Annotated in this window: 10 protein-coding genes; 3 read left to right on the top strand and 7 right to left on the bottom strand. The window is 72.1% G+C overall.

All coding sequences use genetic code 11. From position 1 onward, the window contains the following. Positions 1-6: 6 nt before the first annotated feature. The 7 genes from hydA to AC3ETA_RS08865 all read right to left on the bottom strand — a co-directional run bounded on the left by hydA (position 7) and on the right by AC3ETA_RS08865 (position 8,435). A complete protein-coding gene (gene hydA, locus AC3ETA_RS08835) occupies positions 7-1,410 on the bottom strand; it encodes a dihydropyrimidinase (RefSeq protein ID WP_346185308.1) in 1,404 nt (467 codons plus the stop codon). A gap of 89 nt (positions 1,411-1,499) precedes the next feature. Then, positions 1,500-2,342 (bottom strand): nitrilase-related carbon-nitrogen hydrolase, encoded by an 843-nt coding sequence (locus AC3ETA_RS08840; protein WP_432192247.1) that lies wholly within the window; start codon positions 2,340-2,342, stop codon positions 1,500-1,502. A 155-nt stretch (positions 2,343-2,497) separates the two neighbouring features. Then, positions 2,498-4,096 (bottom strand): PucR family transcriptional regulator, encoded by a 1,599-nt coding sequence (locus tag AC3ETA_RS08845; RefSeq protein ID WP_432192248.1) that lies wholly within the window; start codon positions 4,094-4,096, stop codon positions 2,498-2,500. A gap of 30 nt (positions 4,097-4,126) precedes the next feature. Then, on the bottom strand, positions 4,127-5,410 hold the full coding sequence (locus AC3ETA_RS08850; protein WP_432192249.1) for an aspartate aminotransferase family protein: 1,284 nt from the start codon (positions 5,408-5,410) through the stop codon (positions 4,127-4,129). After that, a complete protein-coding gene (locus AC3ETA_RS08855; RefSeq protein ID WP_432192250.1) occupies positions 5,407-6,249 on the bottom strand; it encodes a nitrilase-related carbon-nitrogen hydrolase in 843 nt (280 codons plus the stop codon). Before AC3ETA_RS08855 ends, AC3ETA_RS08850 begins: the two co-directional genes overlap by 4 nt. Before the next feature lie 191 nt (positions 6,250-6,440). After that, complete coding sequence (locus AC3ETA_RS08860) at positions 6,441-8,042, bottom strand: hypothetical protein (RefSeq protein WP_432192251.1); 1,602 nt, start codon at positions 8,040-8,042, stop codon at positions 6,441-6,443. Positions 8,043-8,174: 132 nt separating this feature from the next. Continuing rightward, positions 8,175-8,435, bottom strand: a complete 261-nt coding sequence (locus tag AC3ETA_RS08865) for a helix-turn-helix domain-containing protein (protein WP_432192252.1) — start codon at positions 8,433-8,435, stop codon at positions 8,175-8,177. A 60-nt stretch (positions 8,436-8,495) separates the two neighbouring features. Between AC3ETA_RS08865 and map the strand changes: the two genes are divergently transcribed. From map to AC3ETA_RS08880, 3 genes are all read left to right on the top strand, one after another. After that, positions 8,496-9,272: a type I methionyl aminopeptidase gene (gene map / locus AC3ETA_RS08870; RefSeq protein ID WP_432192253.1), complete on the top strand. Its 777-nt coding sequence runs from the start codon at positions 8,496-8,498 to the stop codon at positions 9,270-9,272. 341 nt (positions 9,273-9,613) lie between these two features. Beyond that, entirely contained in the window at positions 9,614-9,724 is a 111-nt protein-coding gene (locus tag AC3ETA_RS08875; protein WP_330356978.1) for a keywimysin-related RiPP, read from the top strand. Between the two features lie 25 nt (positions 9,725-9,749). Beyond that, entirely contained in the window at positions 9,750-11,597 is a 1,848-nt protein-coding gene (locus AC3ETA_RS08880) for a lasso peptide isopeptide bond-forming cyclase (RefSeq protein WP_432192254.1), read from the top strand. Positions 11,598-11,614 lie beyond the last annotated feature (17 nt).

Here is an 11,614-nt window from a genome sequence, read left to right on the forward strand (position 1 = left end):
CCGCTCCTAGTTGAGGTACTGGCAGGTGGAGCGGGGCGTGTAGACACCGTGCCCGGCGTGACCGGTGTACTCCCGCTCGGTGATGACGAGTTCGCCGCGCGAGAGGACCGTCTCGACCCGGCCGGTGGTCCGCCTGCCCTCGTAGGCCGAGTAGTCGACGTTCATGTGGTGCGTCTCGGCGGACATGATCTGGGTGGCCTGCGGGTCGTAGATCACGACGTCCGCGTCGGCGCCCGGCGCGATGGTGCCCTTCTTCGGGTACATGCCGAACATGCGGGCCGGGGACGCGCAGGCGATCTCGATCCAGCGGCGGCGCGTGATGCGGCCCTCGACGACGGCCTGGTGGAGCAGGTCCATGCGGTTCTCGATGCCCGGCATGCCATTGGGGATCTTGGAGAAGTCGCCCCGGCCGAGTTCCTTCTGGCCGACGAAGCAGAAGGGGCAGTGGTCGGTGGAGACGACCTGGAGGTCGTTCGTCCTGAGGCCCTTCCACAGCTGCGCCTGGTGCTCGCGCGGCCGCAGCGGCGTCGAGCAGACGTACTTCGCGCCCTCGAAGTCCGGCTCGGCGAGGTTGTCGGTGGACAGGAACAGATACTGCGGGCAGGTCTCGCCGAAGACGTTCAGGCCCTCGTCGCGCGCCCTAGTCAGCTCGGCCACCGCCTCCATGGCCGAGACGTGCACGACGTACAGCGGAGCGCCGGCGACCTGCGCGAGCCTGATCGCCCGGTGGGTGGCCTCGGCCTCCAGCAGTGCCTTGCGCACCTCGCCGTGGTAGCGCGGGTCCGTCTCGCCCCGGGCGAGTGCCTGCTCCACCAGCACGTCGATCGCGATGCCGTTCTCGGCGTGCATCATGATCAGTCCGCCGTTCTCGGCGGAGCGCTGCATGGCGCGCAGGATCTGGCCGTCGTCGGAGTAGAAGACCCCCGGGTAGGCCATGAACTGCTTGAAGCTGGTCACGCCCTCCTCGACCAGCAGGTCCAGCTCCTTGAGCGTGTCCTCGTTCACGTCGGAGACGATCATGTGGAAGCCGTAGTCGATGGCGCAGTTGCCCTCGGCCTTGGCGTGCCAGGCGTCGAGGCCCTCGCGCAGGGAGCGGCCCACGCTCTGCACGGCGAAGTCGACGATCGTGGTCGTGCCGCCCCAGGCGGCGGCCCGGGTGCCGGTCTCGAAGGTGTCGGAGGCGAAGGTGCCGCCGAACGGCAGCTCCATGTGGGTGTGGACGTCGACGCCGCCCGGGATGACGTACTTCCCGGTGGCGTCGATGGTCCGCTCGGCCGTCCATGCCTCGGCGGCGGACGTTCCGGCGGCGGCGAGGGCGGCGATACGGCCGTCCTCGATCAGGACGTCGGCGTGCAGCTCGTCGGATGCGGTGATGACGAGGCCGCCGCGGATTACTGTTCGGCCGGTCATGGGTCCTCTCCCTCGTGGTCGCGTGCGGGTCGTTCGTGGCTGGTCGCGCAGTTCCCCGCGCCCCTGAGTCGGCTGCGCTGCCGGCGTTTTTACGGTGCCGTCAGCGGGCCGTACGTCCCCGGCTCCCGGTCCCGGTAGAACTGCCAGCGGTCGCGGACCTCGCGGAGCTTGGCCAGGTCCAGGTCGCGGACGACGAGTTCGGTCTCCTTGTCGCTCGCCACCTCGCCGACGAACTGGGCCTCCGGGTCGACGAAGTACGTGGTGCCGTAGAAGTCGTTGTCGCCGAGGTCCTCCACGCCGACCCGGTTGATCGCGCCGACGAAGTACTCGTTGGCGACGGCCGCCGCCGGCTGCTCCAGCTGCCACAGATAGCGGGAGAGTCCGCGCGAGGTGGCCGAGGGGTTGAACACGATCTCGGCGCCGGCCAGGCCCAGCGCCCGCCAGCCCTCCGGGAAGTGACGGTCGTAGCAGATGTAGACGCCGATCTTCCCGACCGCGGTCTCGAAGACCGGCCAGCCGCTGTTGCCCGGGCGGAAGTAGAACTTCTCCCAGAATCCCTGCACTTGGGGGATGTGGGTCTTGCGGTACTTGCCGAGGTAGGAGCCGTCCGCGTCGATCACGGCGGCGGTGTTGTACAGGACGCCCGGCTGCTCCTCCTCGTACATCGGCAGCACGAGGACGATGCCCAGCTCCTTGGCGAGCGCCTGGAAGCGCCGCACGGTCGGACCCTCGGGGATCTGCTCGGCGTACTCGTAGAACGCCTTGTCCTGCACCTGGCAGAAGTAGGGCCCGTAGAACAGCTCCTGGAAGCACAGCACTTGAGCACCCTGCGCGGCCGCGTCGCGAGCCGCCTGCTCGTGGACCTGGATCATCGACTCCTTGTCGCCGGTCCAGGCGGTCTGGAAGAGGGCAGCGCGGATCACTCGGCTCATCGGGACCTCCGGTCACTCGGTGTGCCAGAAGGCTAGGAAGTCCGAAGCGGCGCTTTGAGTTGCACGGTGTCACGTCTGCGGGCATGCGGCGTGTCACGGTGTCACCCTGTCGTGATCCCATGTTTCACCGCCGTTTTCCCAGGTCGTGGCAGGTTTCAGCTCTGTTGCGCGTCGTGCGCGAGGAGTGCGATGTGCACGGACGCGGCCTGTTCGAAGTCGTCGAGGTCGACGCCGAGCCGTGTCTGTATCGCCTCCAGCCGGCGGTAGAGCGCGGGCCGCGAGACATGGTGGAGCTGGGCGGTGCGGGACTTGTTGCGGCCGGTCGCGAGATACGTCCGCAGCACCGAGAGCATGTCGTCGTCGGCCGCGCACAGCAGCCCGTCCAGCTCCCGCTCCGCGAAGGACTGCACATGCGGGTCGTCGCGCAGCAGCCGGATCAGACCGCGCAGATGGACGTCCCTGAGGCGGACGACGGCAGGGAGGCCGAGGGCGGCCGAGGAGTCGGCGGCGTCGGCGACGTGCTGGGCCTCGCGCAGTCCGGTGGGCACGTCGTCCCAGGCGGTACGGGGGTCGGCGGCGGCCACGACGGTGCGGGCGGCCTCGGAGTGCACCCGGGCCGCGAAGTTCGCCGTGAGCACCGGGGCGTCCTGGTCCCGGGCAAGGCTCAGCAGCACCGCCACGGCCCCGTCGGCCAGCTCGGCGACGAGCCCGGACAGCCCCACCATCCGCAGGACGCGGTCGAGTTGGCCGGGTTCGACGTCCCGGACGACCAGCGGGACGAACGTCCGCCGGTTGACGGGCAGCCCGGCCGCCCGCGCCCGTGGCAGCAGCTGCCGTGCCGGTACGACCCCGCTGACCAGGTCGGTGAGCAGGCTCTGCGCGGACTGCTCCTCCCAGGTGTGCGCGGAGTTCCCGCCGAGCATGCGGTGCAGGACGAGGGCCTCGGCGGCGCGGTCGGCGAGCAGCCGTCCGGTGGCGGTGTCGCCGCGGTGCCCGCACAGCATGATCTGCCCCCAGCGCTCGCCGCGCCCGCCGAGTTCGGCGCGGATCCAGCCGTCGCCCTCGCTGCCTCCCGCAGTGCCTGAACGGCCTGGGTGGTGCCCCCATGCCTGCCGGGCGATGCGCTCCCAGTCGCGCAGCACGTCGTCCACGGCGGACCGCTCCCCCGCGGTGGCGAGCACGCGGTGGGCGAGGTTGGTGACGACGACGGGGCATGCGCTGTGCGAGGCGACCTCGTCGAGCAGGCTCTGCAACGGGGCGCCGGCGGTGATGAGCGCGGTGAGGGTGGTCCGTACGGACTCCGAGAGGCTGACGGCGGCGAACTTGCGCCGCACGAGCCGGCACTGGACCTCTTCGGTCAGCTCGGCGAAGGGGAACGGCCGGTGCAGGACCACCATGGGCAGCCCGCACCGCTCGGCGGCCCGGCGCATCACCTCCGGCGGGGCGGGGAACGCCCGGCCGAGACCCAGTACGACGGCCGCCGCCTCGGCCCGGTGCAGCGAGCGGATGTACTCGGCCTGCTTGTCCTCGTCGCCGGCGAGCAGCACGCCGGTGGTGAGCACCATCTCGCCGCCGGTGAGCATCACCCCGACGTCCGGCGCCTCGGCGACGTGCACCCAGCGCACCGGCCGGTCCAGCTGACCGGCGCCGGCCACCACCTCGGGTTCCCCGGCCAGCACCCGCTCCAGGGTGAGGACCTGCCGGACCGACAGGGCGGGTTCGGAGAGTTCCGTGGGCTCCGAGGTGGTGGTCATGACGGCGTTCCCTTGCTCGGGTGGGTCGTGCTAGAGGCTCCTCAGAGCGTTCTCGAGGATCGCGGCGCCCTCCTCGGCCTCCGCGACGGTCAGGGACAGGGGCGGGGCGACGCGCAGGGCGCTGGTGTTGTGGCCGCCGCCCTTGCCGATGAGCAGGCCGCCCTCGCGGGCCGCCTCCAGCACGGCGGAGGCGGCGGCGGGGTCGGCCTCGTCGGTGCCGGGCCGGGTGAGCTCGATGCCCAGCATCAGGCCGCGGCCGCGCACCTCCCTGACGTGCGGCACCTGCGCGGCTACGGCCCGCAGCCGCTCCAGGAGCAGCCCGCCGACCCGCCGGGCGTTGCCCTGGAGGTCGTGTTCGATCAGGTAGGAGAGGTTGGCGAGGCCGGCCGCCATGGTGATCTGGGTGCCGCCGAAGGTCGAGATGCTGTTGGAGTCGAGGCAGTTCATGATCTCGGCGCGGGCGACGACGCCGCCGATGGACATGCCGTTGCCGATGCCCTTGGCGAAGGTCAGCATGTCCGGCGGGCCGGAGCGGGCGTGCGCCTGCCAGCCCCAGAAGTGGTCGCCGGTGCGGCCCCAGCCGGTCTGCACCTCGTCGGCGATCCACAGGATGCCGCGCTCGGCGAGCACCTCGCGGAAGGCGGCGTACAGCCCGTCCGGGCCCGAGGTGAAGCCGCCGACGCCCTGGACGGGCTCGGCGATCAGCGCGGCCGGCGGGCGGGTGTGGCCGAGGAGGTCGGTGAGGTCGTCGACGCAGGCGGCGATGAAGTCGTCGTCGGAGAGGTCGGCGTAGGGGCCGCGGGTGCGGACGCCGCCGTGCACGTACAGCGTCTGGAGCGGCGACAGCGAGGTCGGTGACCAGCCGCGGTTGCCGGTGATGCCGACCGCGCTGAAGGAGCGGCCGTGGTAGCTGTTGCGCATCGCGAGGATCGAGTTGCTCTGCTTGTAGGTCGTCGCGAGCAGCAGGGCCGTGTCGTTGGCCTCGGTGCCGGAGGTGGTGAAGAAGACGCGGGCGTCCGGGATGCCGCTCAAGTGGGCGATGCGCTCGGCGAGTTCGACCATGGGCCGGTTCAGGTACAGGGTCGAGGAGTGGACGATCCGCCCGGCCTGCTCGCTCACCGCCTTGGTGACCTCGGGCAGCGCGTGCGCGGTCATCGTGGTGAGGATGCCCCCGAAGAAGTCGAGGTAGCGGTTGCCCGCGGCGTCCCAGACGTGGCGGCCCTCGCCGTGGGTGATCTCCAGCGGCTCCTCGTAGTACAGGGCGAGCCAGTCCGGCATGACGGCACGGTGGCGTCCCAGCAGGTCCTTGGTCACGGCTGTACCAGCCCTTCGTAGGCGTCGGGGCGGCGGTCGCGGTAGAACGCCCACTGCTGCCGCACCTCGTCGATCAGGTCGAAGTCGAGATCGCGCACCACGAGCTCCTCGCTCTTGTCGCTGGCGATCTCCCCGACAACCTGCCCACGCGGATCGACGAAATAGCTCGTCCCGTAGAAGTCGTTGTCGCCGTACGGCTCCTGGCCCACCCGGTTGATCGCGGCGACGAAGTACTCGTTGGCGACGGCCGCCGCGGGCTGCTCCAGCTGCCACAGGTAGGCCGACAGGCCGCGCGAGGTGGCGGACGGGTTGTAGACCAACTGGGCGCCGTTGAGGCCGAGTTGCCGCCACCCTTCCGGGAAGTGGCGGTCGTAGCAGATGTAGACGCCGATCCTGCCGACGGCGGTCTCGAAGACGGGCCAGCCGATGTTTCCGGGCTTGAAGTAGTACTTCTCCCAGAAGCCCTTGACCTGCGGGATGTGGTGCTTGCGGTACTTGCCGAGGAAGGTGCCGTCGGAGTCGATGACGGCGGCGGTGTTGTAGTAGAACCCGGACTGCTCGACCTCGAAGACGGGCACGACGATGACCATGCCGGTCTCGCGGGCCAGCTCCTGCATACGACGCGTGGTGGGCCCGTCGGGGACCGGCTCGGCCCAGCTGTAGTGCTCGGGGTCCTGGACCTGACAGAAGTAGGGAGCGTTGAAGACTTCCTGGAAGCCGATGATCCTGGCGCCCTGCCGGGCCGCCTCGCGTGCGTGCTCCTCGTGTTTCGCCACCATGGACTCGGTGTCGCCGGTCCAGGTGGCCTGGACCAGAGCGGCGCGTACGACGTTGGCCATGAGCTGCTCCTTCGACGGGACGTCAGAGCCTCTACGCCCGTAGAGGGGGGCCGTAGAGGCTCGAAAGTAAGCCCCTGGAACAGCCTTGCCAAGACCGTCGTCGTTAACCCGCTGAGTCGATCAGGTTTCACCCTCCTGTGGGTGATGGATGGGGCCGGTGGGAGGGGTGTGCCGGGTGGTGCGGGCTCCGGTCAGGCGGCGAAGCCCGCGACCCGCAGGGCGTGGACGAGGTCCCACCGGCACTCCTCGGAGACACCCTGGGCGGCCTCCAGCAGGAGCGGTACGAGTGCTCGCGGGTCCGTCTCGACGCTGCGGGCGGCCTCCTCCGGGGTGCGCACGCGGACGTACGCGTCGAGGAGCGCGCGGACCTCGCGGCGGCGTCCGGCACCGGCCAGGCCCAGTACGGCCTGCCCTATCTCGGGCGCGGGTCGCAGCACGCCCTGCCGCAGTATCTGCTCCCCGTCCTCCGCGCGCCCCGCGGCGGTCAGCGCGTCGGCGGCGGCCACGAGTCCCTCGGCCGGCAGCGAGGCGGCCTCCCACAGCAGGGTCGCCCAGTCCGCCCCGAGCCCGGTGCGCTGCATCTCGGCGGCGAGCAGCGGCAGGCGTACGGCGGGCCAGTGCGCGGCCTCGACGAGCAGGGCATGCGCCTCGCCGCTGCGGCCCTCACGCCGCAGCCGCACCAGTGCCTCGACACACCCGGCGACCTCCCGCCGGTCCTGCGGTCCGGCCGCCTGCGCCTGCGGCTCGGGGGCAACGGCCACACCCTCGTCGTCGGCCCCGGCGAACCGGGCTCCGCGCGGGGTGCGGCGGGTGGTGGCGGGCTGGGCGGGCAGCGTGGGCAGAACGGGCTCGGCGGTCGGCGGTACGACGACGGGGGCGGCCTCCTCCTCGACCATCCCGGCGAAGCGGGCGCTGCCGCGGCGGCGTTTGCGCTGCTTGGGGACGGGAGTGGTGTGGGCGTCCGGGTCGCGGGGCGGCACGGGGGCGGCGGTGTGTCCGGTGTCCGGCTCCTCGGGCACCCTGGCCGCATTCTCGGCGGCGTACGGACCCGCGGGCCGCTCCTGGCCGGGGCCGTCGGGCGCTCCCGCACGCGAGTGCCGCTCCGCGGGGCCGGCGGCCGAGCCGCCGGCCCGGTGCCCCTCGCCGAACCGGTCCCCCCGCAGGCCCTCGCCCCCGAACCGCCGGGCCCGGGACCCGTCACCCCCACCGCGCCCGTCATCGACGCGGAAGACGCCACCGTCCTCCGTCCCCTCCCGCTGGATCGCCTGCCCCCGTGCGCTCGCCGCGCGGCGGTCCAAGTCGGCCATCCGGAAGCGGAGTTCGGCGCATCGGGCGGTCGCGCGTTCGTGGTCGTCGCGGGCCCAGGCGAGGTCGAGCTGAATGGCTTCCGCCTGGTCGCGGCTGGTGGCGGAGGTGAGCAACCGGTTCAGTTCCGCCTGCCGTTCGGCGGCGTAGCGCTGCTCGCGGAGCATGACGTCGAGGCGGTCCCCGATGGCGTCGCGCCCGCCGGGACGGGCGTCGTAGGCGGCGAGGGCGGCCGCGTGCAGGGCGCGGGCGCGTTCGGTCTCGGGGCCGGCGCCGCCGGATCCGTACCGCGCGGCGAGGTCGTGCAGCAGGGACTCCACCACGTCCCAGGGCGGCACCTCACGGCCGTCGAGGCAGGCCCGCATGCCCTCGGGGTCACGCTGCCAGAACACCCCGCACCAGCCGCCGCCCTGATCCAGGCGCGCCGTGAGACCGTCCAGGTAGTTCACGAACTCCCGCATGCGAGCCGGGAGTTGATCCACTGACATTGCTCAACTCCCGCCAGACCGGAGCACTCCGGTCCGTTAGGCAACACCAGCTGTGTTACGGATGTGCTACGGGGAGTTTTCCGGCTGAACGCAGAGTACGCCCGACCTACCGGAACGTGACGTGCGCCTCGTTCAGGCGGCGGCCTCGACGGCCGGGGCGCACCGCCCGACCAGTTCATCCATGGACAGTCCGAGGGCCGCGGCCAGGGCGGCCACCGTGAAGAAGGCGGGCGTCGGCGCCCGGCCGGTCTCGATCTTGCGCAGCGTCTCGGCGGAGATCCCGGCGTTCGCCGCGACCTCCGCCATGCTGCGGCCGCCGCGGGCCTCGCGGAGCAGCCGGCCGAGCCGTTCGCCGCGTTCACGCTCTTCGGGGGTGAGAGGGGTGCGCACCATGACACCCATTCTAATACCGCCCCGAGCGACCCCCATTCAAATACCGGTATAGTAATTGGCATGGTGGAACTGAAGACGGACAAGTCGATCGATGCGATGTACGAGACCGGACAGGTCGTCGGCCGGGCCCTCACGGCCGTGCACAAGGCCGCCGACGTGGGGGTCTCCCTGCTGGAGCTGGACGAGGTGGCACGCGAGGTGCTGCGCGACGCGGGAGCGGCCTCACCCTTCCTCGGCTACCGCCCCTCGTTCGCCCCCACCCCCTTCCCCGCCGTCATCTGCGCCTCGGTGAACGACGCGATCGTGCACGGCATCCCGACCGGCTACCGCCTGCGCGACGGCGACCTGGTCTCCATCGACTGCGGCGCCGAACTGGGCGGCTGGGCGGGTGACTCGGCGATCAGCTTCACGGTGGGCCGGGCCCGCCCGGCGGACGTACGGCTGATCGAGACGACGGAGCGGGCGCTGGCGGCGGGCATCGGGGCGGCCGTGGTCGGCAACCGCATCGGCGACATCGCCCATGCCATCGGCTCGGTGTGCCGGTCGGCCGGGTACGGCATCCCGGACGGGTTCGGCGGCCACGGCATCGGCCGCAAGATGCACGAGGACCCGGGGGTGCCGAACGAGGGCCGCCCGGGCCGGGGCATGCCGCTGCGGCACGGCATGGTGCTGGCCATCGAGCCGATGGTCGTCGCGAGCGGCCGGGACGGCTACCACGCGGCCCCCGACGGCTGGACCCTGTGCACGAACGACGGCTCCCGCGCGGCCCACGCGGAACACACGGTGGCGATCACCGAGACGGGACCGCGCATCCTCACGGCCCGGGAAAGCCTCTGACCGCCCCGTCCCCCGAGCCTCGGACCTGCCGGACATGGTGTGCACAGCAGGGTGCGCAGTGCGCCCCGGCGGCTACCGCCCCCGGTTTCGGGCAGGGCGGGCGCAACCATCGGCAGGGCGCACCTGGGAACGATTCTTCGCACATGCGCACGGCAAGCCGCCGGCCGCCGCGACACCTTCACGCCCGGGGCGCGCGCCCTGTCGCCGGATCAGAGTCGCCAGCCTTCTCGTATGTTCATACTTTCGTGCCGCGTCTTGCCTCGCCCTCACTTTTCGCAGCTAGCTGTGTGCTGCGCCCAGCCCGATGTGGGGCTCGGGCCACGACTCAGTGAGGAGTAGTCATGAAGAAGGCATACGAAGCGCCGACGCTCGTCCGGCTCGGAACGTTCCGCGAGGAGACGGGGCTCCTGGGACACCACGGCAACGACCGTCTGATCCTGAGCAAGAACTGACGGGCGACGGCACTGACTCGACGTCATGACTGAACTGCACGCAAGTGCGGGGACGGGCCTCGGCGACGCGGACTTCACGGTCTTCCCGGACCGTGCGGACGCGGCCGCCGTGGCCCGCTCCTTCGCCCGGCCCGGCTCCCGCACCCTCACCCACGCGTCGGGCCGGCCCTGGCTGGTCGGCCACTGGCACGACGACGAGGTCGTCACGGCGAGCGCCCGCGACAGCGCCATCGCGGTCATCGGCTGCTGCCGGATCGAGGCCGACGAGCTGCGCCGCGCGGCCGAACAGCTGCGCGACCTGACGGAACTCGACGCTCTCGCCCGGTCCCTGCCCGGCAGCTTCCATCTCGTCGCCGCGCTCGACGGCCGGCTCCGGGTGCAGGGCACCGCCTCCGGCCTGCGGCTGGTCTTCCACGCGGAGATCGACGGCGTACGGGTGACCGCCACCCGCGCCGACACCCTCGCCGCCCCTCTCGGCCTCGACCCCGATCCGCAGGAACTGGCCGTCCGGCTGCTGTGGCCCGCCCCGTACCCCCTGTTCGAGACCTCCCTGTGGCGCCCGGTCACCGCCGTGCCCCCGCAGGACGCCGTGCTCGTCGCCGCCGACGGTCGCTCCGCACGGCACACCCGCTGGTGGACGCCACCGGAGCCGGTCCGGCCCCTCGCCGAGGCGGCGCCGCTGATCCGGACGGCACTGGAGGAGGCCGTCGACGCGCGTACCCGGCAGGGCGGCGTGGTCAGCTGCGACCTGTCCGGCGGGCTGGACTCCACGTCCGTCTGCTTCCTCGCCGACCGCTCCCCCGCCCGCGTGGTGGCCGGCACCTGGCCGGGCCGCGATCCGGCGGACTCGGATCTACACTGGGCCGAACTGGCCGCGGGGCACCTCCCGGACGTCGAGCACGTCATCTGGGACGCGGACGCCTCACCGCTGGTCTACGAAGACCTGCTCGGTATCGACGACCTCCTGGACGAGCCCACCATCGGCGTCATGGACCGCTCCCGGGTCCTGCACCACCTCCCTGCCCTCGCCGCCCGCGGCAGCCGGGTGCATCTGACCGGCATCGGCGGCGACCACGTGGCCTGGTGCTCCGAGGCCTACCACCACCGGCTGCTGCGCACCCGGCCGCTGTTCGCCGTACGGCAGCTGCGCGGGTTCCGGGCCCTGTGGGACTGGCCCCTCGGCGGCACCGTACGCGCCCTGGCGGACTCCCGGCCGTACGGCAGGTGGCTCGCCGACGCGGCCGGACGGCTGTGCGATCCGGCCCCCTCCTCCTCCGTGGCCTCCGGTCTCGGGTGGGGCACGGCACCGCGGCTGTTCGGCTGGGCGACCACGGACACCGAACGGCTGGCGCGGCGGGCACTGCTCGACGCCGCGCCGACGGCAATGCCGCTGCATCCGGACCGGGGGATGCACACGGACCTGGAGCAGATCCGTTCGACCACGCGCATCATCCGCCAATGGGACCGGATGGCGGCCCGCGCCGGTCTGCCGATGGCCCACCCCTTCCTCGACGACCGTGTCATCGAGGCGTGCCTCGCCGTACACCCCGCCGAGCGCGTCACCCCGTGGGCGTACAAGCCGGTGCTGACCACCGCGATGCGCGGCCTGGTGCCCGAGGCGTGCCTGCGGCGCACGACCAAGGCCACGGCCGCCATGGACGCCGCAGACGGACTGCGCGACCACCGCGCCGACCTGCTGGCCCTGTGGGCGGACTCCCGGCTGGCCCGGCTCGGTCTGGTGGACGGCGCCGAGCTGCGCCGCCTCGCCCGGCGGCCCACCTCTCCGGGACTGTCCGACGCCATCCTCTACTCCACGATCGCCGCCGAGGTGTGGCTGCGGGGACTGTCCCGCACCCACGCCCGCACTCCTTGAGAACCCGCACCGCGTGA

Source organism: Streptomyces sp. bgisy027, assembly GCF_057710365.1.

Coding starts and splice junctions, on each gene's coding strand:
- hydA (WP_346185308.1), bottom strand. CDS start 1,410: ATGACCGGCCGAACAGTAATCCGCGGCGGCCTCGTCATCACCGCATCC.
- AC3ETA_RS08840 (WP_432192247.1), bottom strand. CDS start 2,342: ATGAGCCGAGTGATCCGCGCTGCCCTCTTCCAGACCGCCTGGACCGGC.
- AC3ETA_RS08845 (WP_432192248.1), bottom strand. CDS start 4,096: ATGACCACCACCTCGGAGCCCACGGAACTCTCCGAACCCGCCCTGTCG.
- AC3ETA_RS08855 (WP_432192250.1), bottom strand. CDS start 6,249: ATGGCCAACGTCGTACGCGCCGCTCTGGTCCAGGCCACCTGGACCGGC.
- AC3ETA_RS08860 (WP_432192251.1), bottom strand. CDS start 8,042: ATGTCAGTGGATCAACTCCCGGCTCGCATGCGGGAGTTCGTGAACTAC.
- AC3ETA_RS08865 (WP_432192252.1), bottom strand. CDS start 8,435: ATGGTGCGCACCCCTCTCACCCCCGAAGAGCGTGAACGCGGCGAACGG.
- map (WP_432192253.1), top strand. CDS start 8,496: ATGGTGGAACTGAAGACGGACAAGTCGATCGATGCGATGTACGAGACC.
- AC3ETA_RS08875 (WP_330356978.1), top strand. CDS start 9,614: ATGAAGAAGGCATACGAAGCGCCGACGCTCGTCCGGCTCGGAACGTTC.
- AC3ETA_RS08880 (WP_432192254.1), top strand. CDS start 9,750: ATGACTGAACTGCACGCAAGTGCGGGGACGGGCCTCGGCGACGCGGAC.